Origin of the sequence: Dyadobacter sp. 3J3, assembly GCF_009801115.1 — a bacterium.
GTDB lineage: Bacteria > Bacteroidota > Bacteroidia > Cytophagales > Spirosomataceae > Dyadobacter.
The window spans coordinates 163,576-179,997 of sequence record NZ_VTOL01000001.1; the positions used below are offsets into that span (position 1 = coordinate 163,576).

The 16,422-nt window shown below is 38.4% G+C and carries 18 protein-coding genes and 1 tRNA gene; 6 read left to right on the plus strand and 13 right to left on the minus strand.

Translation table 11 applies throughout. From position 1 onward, the window contains the following. Nucleotides 1-28 precede the first annotated feature (28 nt). The gene (locus FZF08_RS00710) at nt 29-718 is read right to left on the minus strand and encodes a metal-dependent hydrolase (protein WP_159466708.1); all 690 of its coding nucleotides are present in this window, start codon (nt 716-718) and stop codon (nt 29-31) included. 327 nt (nt 719-1,045) lie between these two features. On the opposite strand from FZF08_RS00710, the gene FZF08_RS00715 reads away from it, so the two are divergent. After that, nucleotides 1,046-1,345, plus strand: coding sequence for a hypothetical protein (locus FZF08_RS00715; RefSeq protein ID WP_200837000.1), 300 nt, complete (start codon nt 1,046-1,048; stop codon nt 1,343-1,345). A 27-nt stretch (nt 1,346-1,372) separates the two neighbouring features. On the opposite strand, the gene FZF08_RS00720 is transcribed toward FZF08_RS00715, so the two are convergent. Next, nucleotides 1,373-2,032, minus strand: a complete 660-nt coding sequence (locus FZF08_RS00720; RefSeq protein WP_159466709.1) for a DNA-3-methyladenine glycosylase — start codon at nt 2,030-2,032, stop codon at nt 1,373-1,375. After that, entirely contained in the window at nt 2,023-2,526 is a 504-nt protein-coding gene (locus FZF08_RS00725; RefSeq protein ID WP_159466710.1) for a methylated-DNA--[protein]-cysteine S-methyltransferase, read from the minus strand. Before FZF08_RS00725 ends, FZF08_RS00720 begins: the two co-directional genes overlap by 10 nt. A 140-nt stretch (nt 2,527-2,666) precedes the next feature. Here FZF08_RS00725 and FZF08_RS00730 point away from each other — a divergent pair, with 140 nt between their 5' ends. From FZF08_RS00730 to FZF08_RS00740, 3 genes are all read left to right on the plus strand, one after another. Further along, the gene (locus tag FZF08_RS00730) at nt 2,667-3,758 is read left to right on the plus strand and encodes a sensor histidine kinase (RefSeq protein WP_159466711.1); all 1,092 of its coding nucleotides are present in this window, start codon (nt 2,667-2,669) and stop codon (nt 3,756-3,758) included. Next, nucleotides 3,755-4,507 (plus strand): LytTR family DNA-binding domain-containing protein, encoded by a 753-nt coding sequence (locus tag FZF08_RS00735; RefSeq protein WP_159466712.1) that lies wholly within the window; start codon nt 3,755-3,757, stop codon nt 4,505-4,507. The genes FZF08_RS00730 and FZF08_RS00735 overlap by 4 nt, the downstream gene beginning before the upstream one ends. 123 nt (nt 4,508-4,630) lie before the next feature. Next, entirely contained in the window at nt 4,631-5,401 is a 771-nt protein-coding gene (locus tag FZF08_RS00740; protein ID WP_159466713.1) for a hypothetical protein, read from the plus strand. Nucleotides 5,402-5,471: 70 nt separating this feature from the next. Here the strand turns inward: FZF08_RS00740 and FZF08_RS00745 are convergent. The 9 genes from FZF08_RS00745 to FZF08_RS00780 all read right to left on the minus strand — a co-directional run bounded on the left by FZF08_RS00745 (nt 5,472) and on the right by FZF08_RS00780 (nt 12,353). After that, a tRNA-Ala gene (locus tag FZF08_RS00745) sits at nt 5,472-5,545 on the minus strand. 167 nt (nt 5,546-5,712) lie between these two features. Then, nucleotides 5,713-5,889: a hypothetical protein gene (locus FZF08_RS31485; RefSeq protein WP_200837001.1), complete on the minus strand. Its 177-nt coding sequence runs from the start codon at nt 5,887-5,889 to the stop codon at nt 5,713-5,715. An 83-nt stretch (nt 5,890-5,972) separates the two neighbouring features. Further along, the gene (locus FZF08_RS00750) at nt 5,973-6,494 is read right to left on the minus strand and encodes a PolC-type DNA polymerase III (RefSeq protein ID WP_159466714.1); all 522 of its coding nucleotides are present in this window, start codon (nt 6,492-6,494) and stop codon (nt 5,973-5,975) included. A gap of 155 nt (nt 6,495-6,649) precedes the next feature. Next, nucleotides 6,650-7,675 (minus strand): energy transducer TonB, encoded by a 1,026-nt coding sequence (locus FZF08_RS00755; protein WP_159466715.1) that lies wholly within the window; start codon nt 7,673-7,675, stop codon nt 6,650-6,652. A 60-nt stretch (nt 7,676-7,735) separates the two neighbouring features. Further along, nucleotides 7,736-8,089: a PadR family transcriptional regulator gene (locus FZF08_RS00760; protein ID WP_159466716.1), complete on the minus strand. Its 354-nt coding sequence runs from the start codon at nt 8,087-8,089 to the stop codon at nt 7,736-7,738. Between the two features lie 97 nt (nt 8,090-8,186). Further along, on the minus strand, nt 8,187-8,657 hold the full coding sequence (locus FZF08_RS00765) for an Lrp/AsnC ligand binding domain-containing protein (RefSeq protein WP_159466717.1): 471 nt from the start codon (nt 8,655-8,657) through the stop codon (nt 8,187-8,189). Nucleotides 8,658-9,210: 553 nt separating this feature from the next. Further along, complete coding sequence (locus FZF08_RS00770) at nt 9,211-9,960, minus strand: SDR family NAD(P)-dependent oxidoreductase (RefSeq protein WP_159466718.1); 750 nt, start codon at nt 9,958-9,960, stop codon at nt 9,211-9,213. 165 nt (nt 9,961-10,125) lie between these two features. Further along, a complete protein-coding gene (locus FZF08_RS00775; RefSeq protein ID WP_159466719.1) occupies nt 10,126-11,274 on the minus strand; it encodes a hypothetical protein in 1,149 nt (382 codons plus the stop codon). Between the two features lie 53 nt (nt 11,275-11,327). After that, on the minus strand, nt 11,328-12,353 hold the full coding sequence (locus FZF08_RS00780; protein WP_159466720.1) for a hypothetical protein: 1,026 nt from the start codon (nt 12,351-12,353) through the stop codon (nt 11,328-11,330). A gap of 139 nt (nt 12,354-12,492) precedes the next feature. Here FZF08_RS00780 and FZF08_RS00785 point away from each other — a divergent pair, with 139 nt between their 5' ends. Further along, nucleotides 12,493-13,779, plus strand: a complete 1,287-nt coding sequence (locus FZF08_RS00785) for a hypothetical protein (RefSeq protein WP_159466721.1) — start codon at nt 12,493-12,495, stop codon at nt 13,777-13,779. Beyond that, nucleotides 13,776-15,407 (plus strand): murein L,D-transpeptidase, encoded by a 1,632-nt coding sequence (locus FZF08_RS00790; RefSeq protein WP_159466722.1) that lies wholly within the window; start codon nt 13,776-13,778, stop codon nt 15,405-15,407. Before FZF08_RS00785 ends, FZF08_RS00790 begins: the two co-directional genes overlap by 4 nt. Nucleotides 15,408-15,473: 66 nt before the next feature. On the opposite strand, the gene FZF08_RS00795 is transcribed toward FZF08_RS00790, so the two are convergent. After that, complete coding sequence (locus tag FZF08_RS00795) at nt 15,474-16,379, minus strand: PfkB family carbohydrate kinase (protein WP_159466723.1); 906 nt, start codon at nt 16,377-16,379, stop codon at nt 15,474-15,476. Nucleotides 16,380-16,422 lie beyond the last annotated feature (43 nt).

Consider the following 16,422-nt stretch of genomic DNA (forward strand, 5'->3'; position numbering starts at 1 on the left):
GTAAAAAGCTTTACATTAAACCTGTCATTCAACGTTTTGCTATTTCAATTTGCGTACCGATTTCAGGCAAATGCAGGGTTAAACCAGCTTTTTTAAATTCTGCTATCGCCTCGGATTTGTCCAGTTTAATAAATCCGAATGTGTCATAGTGAACACCCAGAATCTGAGTTGTTTTAACAAAATTTGCTGCTTCAATCGCATCCTCCACGCCCATAGTCAAAACATCACCTATTGGAAAAACGGCAAAATCCAGATCAGCCCATTTTGGAATCAGCGTCATATCCAGTGTAAGTGCAGTATCACCGCTGTAATAAAAATTTCCATCAACAGTTTTCAGTACAAATCCACTGGCTACACCAGCATAACTTCCATCTGAAAAACTGGCGGAATGTTGAGCTGAGACCGCTTTTACACTACCAAAATCAAAGGTTGTTTTGCCACCCGGATTCAATGGAAAAACATTTTCGACGCCCTGTGCATTAAAATAATTGTACAATTCCCAAATTCCTACTACCGTTGCACCTGTGCGGTTTGCGATGGGTACTACATCAAGCATATGATCAAAATGGCCGTGGGAGACAAAAATATAATCAGCTTTTATTTCTTCAATGTTAACGTCCTTCGCCAATTCATTTCCTGAAATGTAAGGATCAAATAGAATATGTTTTCCACCTGCAAATACAGAAAAACAAGAGTGGCCGTAATAGGTAATTTCCATAATCTGTTTATTTTAGTTGATTGATTTTAAAACAGCTAACAGCAAATTCCAGACAAATGAGAACGTTGTTAAGTACAAATATAAGTGATTGATAAACTTAAATAATACGAAGTCTAATCCGTTTTCATTTTAGCGAAACAAAATTATCTCAGGGAATACTACCTGAGCTGAAAATCGAAATTTGGTCAATGTATACCGCTCCGCATTTTTTTTAATTAATCAATTATTATACACGTCTCAGAAAAATGTGACTTAATTTGAAGAAATATTAGAATTTTATTCTTTCCAAAAAATTATTGGTAATCTTCGGGTCAAATACTCAAAATCATGGCGGAACTACAACTTACCGGCCTCCAAAGACGGGCTGAAAAATATATCAACAAACAAATAACCTATGCAAAAATGCCAGGCGAGTTTGTTCGTGGCAATTTTATAGGTTATGATAATGAGTCGATAGACCGGGCAGTGATTCAACTTTCCAACGCGGCCGACAGAATTACGATTCCGCTAATGTATGTTGTCAATTATTTCGAGGAGCAGGATGATCTGAAAAGAGATGATGTCAGCAATGAAGGTTACGAAAAACGGCCTGCTTACAAACCGCATAAAAAGTCTTCTTCCATGTAAGATTAAAATAATTTTGCTGTAAAACGATTAACTTCTGAACGGCGAAGAAAGATAATGATGCCATAAAATCATAGTCGCTACGGTCCTATATGGTTTCCAAAACGCAGCCACTTCTAACAGATTTTCACGGGGTGTTTCCTTGGGCAGTTTTTTAGCTCTTTTTAAAGCATTCACTGCCGCCAGGTCACCTACCGGAAAAATATCCGCTCTTTGTAAAACAAACATCAGATAAACATCGGTCGTCCAGTTACCAATTCCTTTCAACGCGGTAAGCTGGCTTCTTACGTCATCATTCGGCAACCTTCCTAAAACATCCAGATCCAGTCTTTTTTCAACCAATGCCAAAGCAAGACTTCTTAAATAAATCGTTTTTTGCCTACTAACATAACAGGCTTTCAACTCTTCATCGCTTAGTTTAAGAATATTTTCAGGCGTTAATGTTATCGTTTTTTCCTGCAATTTCTTCAATGCTGCAAGTGCCGAAGCCAGGGAAACCTGCTGTTCGAGAATGATGTGTACCAGCGTTTCATAGGTGTTAGGCCGCGTCCACATGGGCGGATAGCCGTGGTCCTTTATGATCGCACCCAAATCACTATCCATATCAGCCAGTTGATCACAAATGGTGTGAAAATTCTCTGATGAAAATGTTTCGAAGAACGAATCATTTGCTGGTTTCTCTATTCCCATAAGGAGGTTTGCTTAAAAGTTTTTTCCATGTCTAAAAGAATTGTTTTGTTCGCAATTCCACCGCCAAATCCCACCAATTTACCGGTGGCTCCGATCACACGGTGGCAGGGAGCGATAATGGAAACAGGATTTTTATTTGCTGCTCCGCCAACGGCGCGCACAGCCTGCGGATTCCCGATTTGTTTCGCAATTTGTCCGTAAGTTCTTGTTTCTCCAAAGGGAATTGTAAGTAACGCTTCCCACACTTGCTTTTGAAATTCCGAGCCCTTAAAATCAAGTTTGATAGAAAAAACTTTCCGTTTTTTGGCAAAGTATTCAATCAGCTGTTTTTCAGTTTCCAGAAGAATCGGGTGATTACTATCCTCCAAACCGAAAGTTATTCCGGTCCTTCCAGAATCGTCTTTTTCCCACAAAATCGCAGAAAGGCCTTTTTCACTGGCCACCAATGTTAATTTTCCAACTGGTGATTCTATTGTTTTCAAGTAAGATTCCATTGATTTGCCTTTTAATAAAATAAGAGCAGTTTTAATTTTCCCGATCTTATAAAGCCATTCTGTCCATTTAAAACCGTAATATCAAAAAAATTATTCACTTCAGGTCTTTTGTTTTATATTGAGCTGACTTTCAAATTACCATGTGGCGTTCAGTTTTTGATAAGAAATGGTTACTCGGCTTTGCCTTGGCCGTTATTTACATTCCGCTAAGAACATTCATTAATGTCCAGCAGGATATTTGGTACATTGTCCTGACCAAGCTGCCACTCTTTCTGATTGAAATTCTGGTTAGTACTATTTTTTATACCGGCTGGATTTACATGATTGACTGGGGACTAAAAAAGCTTGCGCAGGTTACCGGCAGCGATAAATCCTCGGAATTTAGTCTTTCCACTCAGCTCGTTACATTGATACCGGCAGTTTTGCTGGCATTACTATTCAACCGGATACTGATTTTTACATGGGCGTTTATGGAATCTTTCTGGGATCATATACCCATGACATTCTCTCACGCTCCCAGGCATTCATTTCCTGTATTAAGTAGCAGATATAAAGCAAATCAGGCTTTGACAATACTTGCCCTGATCTCGGCCTATTATTTATGTGTAAGCAATCAGGTACAGGAGAATTTGAAAAAGGTGCTTGTAGATTCACAAATACTTGAAAAGGAAAACATTAACGCCCGATTTCTGGCTTTAAAAAATCAGATCAGTCCGCATTTTCTGTTTAATAATTTAAGTGTCCTCGCTTCACTTGTAGAATCCCATCCTGAAAAATCAAGTGAATTTATCCATCAGCTTTCCATGGCGTATCGATACATTTTGCAGCAGGCAGAATTGCGGCAGATTAGCCTGAAAGATGAAATGAATTTTCTGGAAACGTATACCTTTTTATTAAGAACCCGGTTCAAAGAAAAGGTCATCATTGAGGCAAATTTATCAACAAAAGATTTGGAAACTTTTTCGCTTATCCCGTTAACATTACAGCTTTTAATTGAAAATGCTATTAAGCACAATACGATGTCGCTCGCGAATCCGCTTCTTGTCAAAATATATATTGAAGAAAAAATGCTGGTAGTAAGTAATCCACTGCAAATCCGCATACTGAGTGAACCGACTACACAACTTGGACTAAAAAATATTATCAATCGCTATAATCTACTTTTGAATAAACAAGTTCTTATCGAAAAAACGACTGAAAATTTTGTCGTAAAAGTTCCTTTAATCGCATGAACATACTTATTGTAGAAGATGAGGAATTGAGTGCAGAGCGGCTTCATAAGCTGATTATGACAATAGATCCATCCATTCATTTACTTGGAATATTCCCATCCGTTTTGCAAACTATTGGTTATTTTGAAAATGAATCGTCCGTAAAACCCGATCTGATTTTTCTGGACATACATCTTGAAGATGGTGACGGTTTCAGGATCATCGAACATCTGAATTTAATGATTCCCATTATTTTCACTACCGCTTTTGATGAATACACGCTCAAAGCATTCAAGACCAATAGTATCGATTATCTTTTGAAGCCTGTCAGTCCGTTGGAGCTACAAGCATCGCTATCCAAATTCAAAAAACTATCAGAGGCTGCTGAAAATAAACGAACGATTATTGAGCAAACATTCGATTCTGAAAAATATAAAGACCGTTTTTTGTGCACAGCCGGCTCACGGTTTTTTACTTTTAAAACGACAGAAATAGCCTATTTTACGATAGAGCAAAGAGCTACTTTTTTACGATTATTCGACGGACGGCATTTTGCCATAGAATATAGTCTCGACAAATTATGCCAGATGATTGATCCGGGACAGTTTTTTCGTATCAACCGGACGATGCTGATCTGCTTTGCTGCCATTAATAATATTCAGATTATTTCGGCAGGCAAATTGAAATTGGAGCTAAATCCGGCTCTTTCAAAAGAAACATACGTAAGTCCGGACCGCATTACAGAGTTCAAAATCTGGCTCGGCAAGTAAACTGACCGGCAATTCTGCGAGTAAAAACAGCTTCTTGAACACTGAAAAATGACATTCAGACAATTCCATTTTTTACCCGTTAGTTTATTTATAAACTTGGTTACAAACAGAATTGTCAGCACAATGCCAGCTATAAAATTTAACGCCCTGAAAAGGTTTCATCTGCTTCAAAGTAAAACCCGAATCTGGGAATCATGCGGCGAGCAGCTCGAACATTACCGGATTATTTTCATTTTGTCGGGACAAGGTAAATTTATCCTGAACGGTGAAATATGCTGTTATTTTCAAAAAGGAGTTATTTTCTTAAAACCAGGACAACAGCCCATTTTCCAGGAAGACAAAGAAACTGAAATATTTGTGGTTGCTTTTGATACCTACCTGGCAGAGGATTTTCAAAAGAAAAAACTGTTCAGTCCGGATTTTGCCGATACATACAAACAATCCGAAAACCTGTGTAACAATTACTTATTAATTCAGGGCCGACCAATTCCAAACGAACGCGACGGAAAAACAATCACGTATTTGATTATTCAAATCCTATTCGAACTTGCTCAGCAACCTGCGTCTCATCTCAAAATGATAAAAGGCTGTATCGATATGATTGTAACTGTTTTGGCAAGAAATAATTACAGAAGTCAACCGGCAGACGAGCATTCTGAAATTGAACTTACCGAGTCAATAATTGACTATATAAAAAGCGAACTTCAACAAAAAAAGACCGTCAGGATACCTAATCTGCTACTGATGTTTAATACCTCCGAGGAAATTCTAAACCTTTACATCATGAACCGTACGGGCATGTCACTGCGGAATTTCATCTTCAAATTTAAAGCTGATCTTTTTAAGGCAAATATGCTGAAGGTTGATGTTGAGGAATTGGTTGGGTATTTGTAGGTTTTTTCGTTTAGCATATCAAAACGAAAAGCTACCCATTTGAGGTAGCTTTTTATCTTAAACTCTATTGTGGAGAATATCGGATTCGAACCGATCACCTCTTCACTGCCAGCGAAGCGCTCTAGCCAAATGAGCTAATCCCCCGATCGGAGTGCAAAGATGTGTGAGAGAATCGGAATAACCAAAGATTTAAATCATTTTTACTTAATATAAAATATGCCAGACAATAAGAATCTGTCAGACAGGATATTAAAAAAGAAAGGAGGCTTATTTTTACAATAAACCTCCTTTCTTTTTTCTTAATATTTTATCTATCCCTTATTACCACCCAGTAATTTTGTAAATAACCAGATAACTAATCCTATAACAGCAATGACAAGGATGGCTCCAGTCCACATTCCACCTTTGAATACACCGCCAATAACTTCACAACTTGTTAGGCCAATTACCAGAAAAAAGACAACGAGGATGTTGATGTAAGCTTTCATGCGTATAATAATTTAGGTTAATTTATATTTACCCATTATTATAAAAATCATTCCACGTTAATTTGTGAGCTTAAATACACAAATCATACCATATTCACAGGAATGAGTTTTTGCAGATCATTTTCCAGCAACATTTCAAAAAGCTTGACGGTCGCTGCAGCATCGCCTTCTGCACGATGCCGGTTTTCAATAAGTATCTGCAAACTTTCGCACAAATTACCCAGACTATACGATTTCAATCCAGGAAAAATTTTACGGCTAAGCTGTACGGTACAAAGCAAATCCCGCTGAAAATATTCATCCAGCGCACCAAATTCTTTCTTTAAAAATCCGTAGTCAAATTTTGCATTGTGCGCTACAAACCAGGCGTCTTTTGTCAACGCGCGAACGGAATCCTGCACTTCCGAAAAAGTGGGTGCATCCTGAACCATCAGGTTATCAATTCCCGTCAGGCGGGTAATAAAAGGGGGAATAAATGTTTCGGGGTTAACGAGGGAATGAAAAAAGTCTACTACTTCCACTCCATTATGACGAAAAACAGCTATCTCAGTTATGCGGGAATTACCACCTCCTCCGGTCGTCTCTATATCAACAATGGCGTACATTACTTACTGAATCTCTGCATAGGTAAATAAAATATTTCAGGGGAATAAATGATAAAAATCTGATCTGATCAACATACTTATTTAACCACAAAAATAATAAAAAAATCCCCGCACCAAGCGGGGATTAGTCTTAATATTCAATTATGCTTTGAAATTTATTCCATTTGAAAAACAACAGGAAGATTAAAACGAACACGCACAGGAATTCCCGATTGACGTCCGGCTTTCCATTTAGGCATTAACTTAATAACACGTTCCGCTTCTTCGTCACATCCAAATCCAATTCCTTTCAAGGTTTGCACATTTTCAATTTTACCATCTGCGCCTACAACAAAGGAAATAAATACACGTCCCTGCACTCCCGCACTCGCTGCCTGCGACGGATATCTTAAATTCTTTCTTAAAAACTCACCCATGGCTGCATTTCCACCCATAAATTCGGGAGCCTGCTCCACGGCAAATAATTCGGTTTCCTTAGGACTTTCCAATCCCACATTAACTCCTTTTCCCGCCGGAGCCTCTGCTTTTGGTGGTTCGATGGTTAAAATATCAGAATTCCCTTCACTATTTTCCTGGCCGGGTAGTGCGTTTTGCAAATCCTCAATGGTTGGAGGTGAAGTTTCTTCCGGCACCATGTGGTCAGGTAAAACTTCATAGTGATCATATTTTACTGTGCTAACTTTTTGCACCGGCTTTACAGGTTCAACAGGCGGCGGAGTGTTAGTTTCCGGTTTTATATCTACCGTTATTAAATCCGCTTCAAATCCAATATCATCTTTCTTAGGTTCAGGAACCAGTCGTGCGTATAAATTGGGCAGCAACATGATAAGCAAGAAAAAAGTTACTCCCATCAACACCGAACGCTGCATGGTTTTATTGTATCCTTTTCTCAATTGATAAGCACCGTAAAGTTTGTTACGGTTTTCGAACACGATGTCATTCAAAGTTTTTTCCATGGCTAATAGATGATTATGTTCAACACTCAGTATATGGAGCGTTTCCGGATCAGCCGTTTCAACAATATTGCTGAAAGCATGCTCAAACGAATCCCCGTCCCAAAGTCTTTCTTCTGCTTCACACGCCAAATGATCCAGTATCTCGGGAAACAACTCCGGATTCAGGCCATTTTTCTTTAAATAATTGCTAAGCAATTCTATTTTGTTATTTTGAAGGCGTTTCATCTGTAAGAATATTTAGGGTATTACAGGATCAGGGAAAAACTAGTAGCCAATGGATAAATACTATTCGGTCGCCATACTTTTAGGCGCTAATAATAAACGGATCGCATCAACAAAGCGTTCAAGATCATCCGTTTTTATACGTGCGGCTTCACTTCCCGGCGTTGTCAACGAATAGTATTTCCGCAACCGTCCGTCTACCTCAACCGATTCTGTAACCAAAAAACCATCCTGCTCCAATTTATGTAAAACCGGATACAGCGCGCCAAAAGTGAGTGCAATCGCCCCTCCTGTTCTTTCTTTCACTTCCTGGGTAATTTCATAACCGTACATACGTTTTTGCTCCGCCAGCAAATTCAAAACGATGGTTTTCAGTGTACCGCGTACGTATTCGTTACTTGTTGTGTTCGTATCCATAATGTTGTTTTTACCTAACAAATATATATAAGTTTTTTATATATACAATAGCAAAATTAAAATATTGATGAATTTAAAGAATTATTCCGGTTAACGTTTATTCATCCGTCAGTGGTATAGACCGATTTATACGTTCTTCCAACGAAATAAAGGTCTCCGTTCTTTGAATTCCGTTTACTTTCTGAATTTTATCATGTAAAATCTCACGTAAATGTCCTGTATCGCGACATACGATTTTTACAAAAATGCTATAAATCCCTGTAGTGTAATGTATGTTAACCACTTCCGGAATTCGTTCCAACTCGGATGCAACCTGCTCATATAAAGAACTTTTATCAAGATAAACGCCCAGAAAAGCACTGATATCCCAGCCCAGTTTAGTCGGATCAATCAGTAGCTGTGAACCTTTAACAATACCGAGTTGTTCCATCTTCTTCATTCGCACATGCACTGTACCGCCGGATACAAATACTCTTTTTCCAATCTCGGTATATGGCAGTGCAGCATTCTCAATCAGCAGTGACAAAATTCTCAAATCAGTGCTGTCTATATCTGAATATTTTTGCATTTAGGGGTTATTTATTGAAGGAATCGCAAGTAATTTAAGCAATTTATCAAAATATCGTAAATTTTTTGATTTTTTTATGCAAATATTTTATATTTAAAACTTAACCGCTTACTTTTGCAGTGTGGTTTCAGAGATGACAATTTATTTGAAAGTTCGGAATACACAAAATATCACATTGTAGGGTGATGAAATTGGCAGCCATGCCCTCCTGTCTCGGGGGTGGTGAATCAGGGATAAACACGGTATAATGCCGACGAGAGTCGACTGGGGTGGACCACCAACAGTATTTTGTATCGCGGCTAACCGCACCGTGGGTGGTTCGAATCCCCCTCCTACAGCAAAAAAAACTTGACAAGCGATTATTTTCGTAGTAGTTTTATTTGGTTTTTAGTTTGTTGATGAAGTGTAATTTGACACGCGGGTTCATTTTGAAGCCTGCGTGTTTTTTCGTTTTAGGGCAGAATATGCCATTTACAGCTCCCTATGGCACTTTTTCCCATTACAATTCCAAAAACTATATACGTTTGCAACGCAATTGATTTTAATAAAAAATCTATTCTTCGTAGATCATTTTCCTCGTCATTCCCCCATCAATCACAAAATTCGCACCGGTTATAAAATTATTTTCAGGATTTGTTAAAAATAAACAGGCCCTCGAAATGTCTTCCGGCTTGCCAACACGGCCCGCCGGATGCTGCTCATGATCTGATATCTTAAGCGCGGCATAATCACCCGTTTCAATCCATCCCGGACTTATTGCATTCACCATAATTTTATCTTTTCCGAGTGAAATTGCCATCGCATGAGTAAGTGCCAGGATACCGCCTTTTGAAGCCGCGTAAGCTTCTGTATTCGGTTCGGACATAAGTGCCCGTGTGGACGCAATATTGATGATAGAACCTCCTCCATTGCCTCGCATAACCTTGGCCACTTCACGACTGCATATAAAAGTGCCCCGAAGATTTGTATTGAGCACATAATCCCAATCTTCCAGATCCAATTCGTAGGGAGATTTACTGCGACCGAGACCGGCATTATTTATCAGAATATTTATTTCACCAAAAGTCTCTTTGACTTTAATCACAGCATTCACGATATCGCCCGGCAATGTCATATCCACAATCTGCGTAGAAACTTCGCCTCCAAGTTCGCGTATCAACTTTTCGGTTTTTAAAAGATTTTCTGCATCCCGGTCAAACAATGCCAGCTTTGCGCCTTCTTTGGCGTAAGCGATTGCAACATTTTTCCCGATACCTTTCCCGGCACCTGTTACAACTATAATTTTATTATCGAACAAACCCATTTCCTTTTCTCTTCAATTTTAATATTTTCAAAAATAATTGTACCAGCAGATTTCACACCTATCTCGCGTATTCAAATGACTCTTATGTAAAAGTCGTTATATGATTAAAGACTTTTGCCTTTCAATCATATAACGACTAAATATTTTTACGTACCGGAGTCTACGTTATTTATTTCCCACCCTTATTCCTTTCATATCTTCCAGTCGCGCTACAATTCCCCAGCCAAAAAAATCATTGGCTACGCCGATAAGTATTTCATTTTTACCTGTTTTAAAAGGAATCGAAAAGGAAGAATTTTCGATAGAACATCTTCCAAAAGGAACTTTCATCATCGGAAGGCCATACGAGTTTTTATCGGTATACAGAAGGCGGCCATTCAGCATTACCCAAACTTCATCACTAAATCCAAGATTGATTTTTTTATTCTGATCTGATTTTGATTCAACATTCAATTTCAGCCACACCATTCTGCGTTTTTCAGCTCCACCAAATTTCCGGGTCAAATTGATCAGCCCCATTCTTTCAGCAGCAATAGTCTCCCATGTTTGATCAGGTTTTGGAATAAAATCATAACTAAAATCTACTTTTTCAGGTGTTTCAAAAGGTTTGCTCACCTGCCAGTTGCGCAGATATCTCGGATCATGTGACGTGAGATCCACACCGGCTACGGCAGGCAGGTTTTCAGTTTCATCCATTTTTATCACAAGATTTGAAATGACAGATTCTCCATCAAACCCGATCGTACCCTTTGAAGTATTGCCTTCCAGTCGCGGAATTTCAAGAATTGGCTTCTGCATATCATTCAAATAAGCTCGCATTTGTGAGCCGGAAATCACAACTTTAACATGATTCCATTTCGTCTTTAGAAGATATCCATTTCCCTGATATTGGCCGAGTAAGTCCCAAAGATTGATGCCAGAAACATGAGGAGCATATTGCACAACATCCATCGCCGTGGAATCCTCACAGGTACCGGTCCTGAAATAAAAACATTCATTTTCTTTATTGTCCTGCCAATGAAAATAAAGCGAGGCAAACATGGCATCCACTGGTATAAAATCATATTCAATAGTGCCATTCACAAAGCTGGTATTTTTTAAAACCACCGTTCCTGCATTTGCAGCAATTTTCATAGACGGCCTGGTTTCATAAGTTTCAAATTGCACTTTCCCGTTTTGGAATTCCCAGTTATCGGCGGTTAAAGAAATCCTGGTGTCTGGTTTGCTGGATTCTGATGTCTTCTTTTTGTCTTTTTTCTGGGCAGAAACGACAAGTGACAAAAGGCTAAAAATGATTAAAAGGAAATTTTTCATGACTATAATTTGGATGGATTTAAAAAAAACTGAAAGGACAAACGAGGATATAATTATTGTTTGGGATTGATAAAAATCCCGGCACCAAGCTCCTTCCCGGCTGATTCTTTTGTCGGGTTCAGATAATCTTTCGGCAAACCGTTTGTTTTTACTTCACTTAAAATCAGCTTACCCGATTTCTGAATCTGGTTTTCGGTGTGCTCATTTTTATCCGCGGGAATAGCGCCATTTTTCGCGTAGTAACCCATAAATCCGTCATTGTTGGTGATCAAAGAATTATTCAAGGTGTATTTTGGAAAAGTATTTTCAGCTCTCAACCAGAAATAAGTACAATTTGAAACGATGTTATTTTTAAAAACGAAATCAGAATCAAACGCTCCGAACCAGACAGCGGCTTCATAAGCTCCGTAAATAATGGAATTGGTAAGAGAAAAATCACGGATGGATTTGAATAAAAGAAGTGCATTTTTGGAGCCATAAAATATGCAATGATCCACGTGCGTACCCGCACCATGCGCCCAGATACTTCCCTGTATCGGCGCAGAATTTCTTTCTCCGATGAAATAACATTGAGAAATATCCAGTCCTTTTAAACTTTCATTTTCTCTGTTAATGGGGTAATAATATTTCACTTCCGGATTTCCATTCCCGATAAACTTTAACCCTTTGAGTGAGATATTATTTGAAGCAATTAAAAATCCGATACTGTGCGGAAACTGGGTAACGGAATTATTGCCCGACACCGATTGAATAACTGGCATTTTCGTAGGTCCCCAATCGGCATCGTCTGGCATTATGGCCGCCTCAATCGTTAGCCAGATTCCTTCATTCCGTATTTTATCAATAGCAACTTTGTCTTTAAGCAGATATAATCCCGGTAATAGTTTAATGTGAATAGCTTCTTTTCCTATGAAACCACCTGCCAGATCCATCGCTTTTTGAATACTGGCCAATGGCATCCGGGCAGTTCCATCACCAGAATCCTGCCCTTTTATGGCGTCAACATAGAGTATTTGCGCACTCAAATTCTGAATAAATAAAAACAGCAGAATCGCTGCCAAAGAAGTTACTTTGTTCATATTTAAAATATTTGTTACTTGATAGAAAGATGTCCGTCAGGAGATAAAAAACCTGTGAGACAAACCTAAGTCCGCTGTTTGTTTTTTCTTTGTTCAAATGAAGTTCAAGTTTTTTCAAGTTATACCAGATTGATTATCAATGCTATCCGATATTAGTGAGCTACTGAGATGTAAAAAGATAATTGAGCGGAAGCTTGATTGGGGACCGTGCGAAAATTGGCAAAGTACTGATTTCGAAAATCTCAATCAGCTTATTCTGGATGAAACCGGCATATCCCTAAGCGTAAGTACACTCCGAAGAATTTGGGGACGTGTGGAATATAACCATTTGCCAAGTGTGACAACTTTAAATACGCTTGCTAAGTTTGCAGGCTTTCAAGATTGGCGGAGTTTTGTAAAAAAACCAGTCGTTCCCAACTTAAATTCACCTGTAAATTTCCCTGAGAAAAATCGACGAATCAGATTTCCGAAAAAAAAACTTGTCTGGATATCAGCAGCCGGTTTTCTGATTGGATTAATCAGTATTCTGGCATTCAGGAATATTGGAAAACCGAAAAAGGAAGAATACACTTTTAGCAGTCAACCAACAACAAGGGAGATTCCAAATTCAGTTATTTTCACGTATGACGCTTCTGATTCTCCCACCGATTCTGTTTTTATTCAGCAATCCTGGGATAGCAGAAAACGGACTTTAATTGATAAAAATCTGAATAAACATACCTCTATTTATTACGAACCGGGATTTTATATTGCCAAACTGATCATTGGCGAAAAGATCGTAAAAGAGCATAAATTAACAATTCCTACAAAAGGCTGGCTTGGAACAATTGATGGAAAAAAGATTCCGGTTTATCTCAAAGATTTTGAATTTGTCAAACCGGATGTCATGCGGTTACCGATTTCTGTGATTACAGAAAAAAATATTTCCATGCAGCCCGAACCTCCGTATGTTCATTATTTCATTGTCGGCAATTTTGATCCGGTTTCTCTAAAAAATTTCTCTTTTAGTACAGCCATAAAACACGAGTACCGGGAAGGTGCCGCAGTGTGTCAAATGGCAAGTATTACCTTGCTTACGGATGATATCCCGATTGTAATACCGTTATCTGTCAAAGGTTGTGTTTCGGAATTAAATATGCTTAGTATTGACAATTATATATCTGGAAAAAAGGCAGATTTATCCGCCTTTGGTGTAGATTTCTCGGTCTGGAATGAAGTATCCTGCAAAACTACCGCTGATAAAATTCAATATTTTATTAATGATAAATTAGCCGCTGAGTATCCGCTTCCAAGTCGCGAAATAAAAATTATTGGTATATCTTATACATTTCAGGGGACGGGCGCTGTAAAAAACGTAAGTTTAAAAAGTGGTGATAAAACAATTTTTGGAGCTTTTAATAACAAAATAATTCTATCAAATAAATGATTATAAAAAACCTAAAAACACACGCTCTCGGATATCTTTTCGCCTTTTTACTCGCAGGTATCCTGTTTTCTTCTTGCTCAAAAACTGAGAAAAAAGTCGCGACTGTGGCTGTACGTGATACGACCATCACGGTAAAAAATTCCTTTACCGAATTATTCGTAGACAGCACAGAGCTCACGAGATTTTTGAAATCTTCACAAAACGATAGTATTTCATCACAGATCCAGAGCTTTTATAACCACAGAAATTATCAGTTCGCCTGGTTTTTTCACGACGGACTTGCGGATTTTGCCACTACTTTTCTGGGTATGCAAAATGATTATATCCATTATTCCGGCGACAGCTCGCTTTATAATCCAGGACTGGTTTCAAGAATTGATTCCTTAAAACAATTGAAATCCGTTAATCCAAAAGATACATCCATAGTCAATACCGAACTGCTTTTAACAGAGCAATTTTTCAAATATTCAAGTCGTGCTTATTCAGGCGATCTCAGGATTAATACACAAGAACTTGACTGGTACATTCCTAGAAAAAAAATCAATACGGAGGGCTTTCTGGATTCTTTACTGAAAAATAAAGGAAAGAATTTATCAGCCTACGAACCTGTCAATAAGCAATATAACTTAATGAAAGAGAAACTATTAAGTTATTACCAGATCAACAAAGATGAAGAGTGGCCAGCTTTGACGGCAGCCACTAAAAAGTATAAAAAAGGAAATAAGTATCCTGATATTCCTGAAATAAAAAGACGCTTATTCGTATTCGGAGATTTGGCCACAGCTGATTCCTCAGCCGTTTTGGATACGGCCTTGGTAAGTGCAGTCAAACATTTCCAGATGCGTTTTGGATTGAAGCAAGATGGCCAGCCAGGCGCTTCCTTTTTCAGGGAAATCAATATCCCGATACAAGAACGTATCCAGCAAATATTGATCAATATGGAGCGCATTCGGTGGGTTCCGGCACAACCGGCAACCGATTATTTACTGGTTAACATCCCGGAATATAAACTGCATGTTTATGAAGAAGGCAAATTACTTTTTGACATGAATGTCGTGGTCGGTTCAGAAGCGCATAGTACGGTTATTTTTTCAGGGACCTTAAATCAGATTGTTTTCAGCCCCTACTGGAATGTACCGACAAGTATTTTGAAGAAAGAAATCCTTCCGGGTATTAAAAAGAATAAGAATTATCTGGCCAAACATAACATGGAATGGAGCGGCGGTTCGGTAAGACAAAAACCAGGGCCGAAAAACTCTCTTGGACTAGTAAAATTTCTATTTCCAAACAGTTACAATATTTATCTTCACGATACCCCGTCAAAAAATCTTTTCGGCGAATCCAGCAGAGCGTTCAGCCATGGCTGTATCAGGTTGTCGGAACCAAAAAAGCTGGCGGAATTTCTGTTGAGAAAAGACAGTACCTGGACGGAAGAGAAAATTACAACTGCGATGAATCTCGGAAAAGAAAAATATGTCCGTCTGCGCGGAAAGGCCGAAATTCCGGTATTTATCGGTTATTTCACAACCTGGGTTGATCAATACGGAAATCTTAATTTCAGAAATGATATTTATGGTCATGACAAAAAAATGGCTGAACGCCTTTTTAGTAAGAATGACCTTTTGTAGAATTCAGCAAAAAAAGCCGGTAGGAAGCCGGCTTTTTTATTCTAAATATTTTGTCCTTAAATGAAACTACAATCCAAATTGTAAAACGTTAAATCTTTCAGCAATACCATTTGTAAGAACCTCTTCAACAGAAGATGCGTCACCGGAAAATGGTCCGGAAGAGCCAATTTTCAATGTAGCCATAGCTGCTCCATATTCTCCCGATTCTTCGATATCACCGCCTTGTATTTTTTTGCTTAAATAACCTGCCATATACGTATCTCCACAGCCGGTTGCATCGATAATTGCTGTTGGTTTAAATGCCGGAATTTCGTGGAATAATCCGTTCTTGAAAATCAACGATCCTTTACTACCAAGTGTAATAATTACTTCCTGAACACCCATATCAGCAAGTGCACGTGCACCTTCCTGAACATCTTTTCTTCCCGTAACCACTTCCATTTCATGCTCATTTGCTTTTAAAATAGAAACATAAGGAAGTGCCTCTTTTTTGTCAGCCCAATCGGTATAAAACACCTTTTTATTCTCAACATATCTTAAAAAACCCTGAATGTCAAGCGATACCAATCCTTTTGAAGACAATGATTTAATAAGGTCGACCGAAATATCATCGGAAAGCAAAGGCCCCAAATGATAGATCTTCGCGTCAATATCCGGCATTACCGAAACATCAAAAGGAGCTGCTTTTTGCAGAACATTTTGCTCTCTGTAATCCTGGTTTTCACTATAAATATTTTCAAAATAAACTGAATGCTCACTTGGTAAAGAGTGTATTTCAATACCATCGGTACGCAAGCCGGTCACGACATTCATTTCACTTTGTGCCAAAGCAGTAATCAGCACATAATTGATATCGAATTGCTGGATAGCCTTGGAAAAATAGAAGGAAGTACCGCCAGGCATGTGTTTAACAGACTTGGTAGTTACTACTTTATCAAGCGTGATGTGACCTATTGTACAGATGTCATACATGATGTTCTAAATAATCGGTGTTAACAAAATATTATTAATGGTA

Bases quoted from the DNA above. Each gene is read 5' to 3' on its own strand.
- FZF08_RS00760 (WP_159466716.1), bottom strand. From the start codon at position 8,089: ATGGATACGAACACAACAAGTAACGAATACGTACGCGGTACACTGAAA.
- FZF08_RS00750 (WP_159466714.1), bottom strand. From the start codon at position 6,494: ATGTACGCCATTGTTGATATAGAGACGACCGGAGGAGGTGGTAATTCC.
- FZF08_RS00790 (WP_159466722.1), top strand. From the start codon at position 13,776: ATGATTATAAAAAACCTAAAAACACACGCTCTCGGATATCTTTTCGCC.
- FZF08_RS00735 (WP_159466712.1), top strand. From the start codon at position 3,755: ATGAACATACTTATTGTAGAAGATGAGGAATTGAGTGCAGAGCGGCTT.
- FZF08_RS00770 (WP_159466718.1), bottom strand. From the start codon at position 9,960: ATGGGTTTGTTCGATAATAAAATTATAGTTGTAACAGGTGCCGGGAAA.
- FZF08_RS00740 (WP_159466713.1), top strand. From the start codon at position 4,631: ATGCCAGCTATAAAATTTAACGCCCTGAAAAGGTTTCATCTGCTTCAA.
- FZF08_RS00710 (WP_159466708.1), bottom strand. From the start codon at position 718: ATGGAAATTACCTATTACGGCCACTCTTGTTTTTCTGTATTTGCAGGT.
- FZF08_RS31485 (WP_200837001.1), bottom strand. From the start codon at position 5,889: ATGAAAGCTTACATCAACATCCTCGTTGTCTTTTTTCTGGTAATTGGC.
- FZF08_RS00730 (WP_159466711.1), top strand. From the start codon at position 2,667: ATGTGGCGTTCAGTTTTTGATAAGAAATGGTTACTCGGCTTTGCCTTG.
- FZF08_RS00715 (WP_200837000.1), top strand. From the start codon at position 1,046: ATGGCGGAACTACAACTTACCGGCCTCCAAAGACGGGCTGAAAAATAT.
- FZF08_RS00765 (WP_159466717.1), bottom strand. From the start codon at position 8,657: ATGCAAAAATATTCAGATATAGACAGCACTGATTTGAGAATTTTGTCA.
- FZF08_RS00795 (WP_159466723.1), bottom strand. From the start codon at position 16,379: ATGTATGACATCTGTACAATAGGTCACATCACGCTTGATAAAGTAGTA.
- FZF08_RS00755 (WP_159466715.1), bottom strand. From the start codon at position 7,675: ATGAAACGCCTTCAAAATAACAAAATAGAATTGCTTAGCAATTATTTA.
- FZF08_RS00775 (WP_159466719.1), bottom strand. From the start codon at position 11,274: ATGAAAAATTTCCTTTTAATCATTTTTAGCCTTTTGTCACTTGTCGTT.
- FZF08_RS00785 (WP_159466721.1), top strand. From the start codon at position 12,493: ATGCTATCCGATATTAGTGAGCTACTGAGATGTAAAAAGATAATTGAG.
- FZF08_RS00780 (WP_159466720.1), bottom strand. From the start codon at position 12,353: ATGAACAAAGTAACTTCTTTGGCAGCGATTCTGCTGTTTTTATTTATT.
- FZF08_RS00725 (WP_159466710.1), bottom strand. From the start codon at position 2,526: ATGGAATCTTACTTGAAAACAATAGAATCACCAGTTGGAAAATTAACA.
- FZF08_RS00720 (WP_159466709.1), bottom strand. From the start codon at position 2,032: ATGGGAATAGAGAAACCAGCAAATGATTCGTTCTTCGAAACATTTTCA.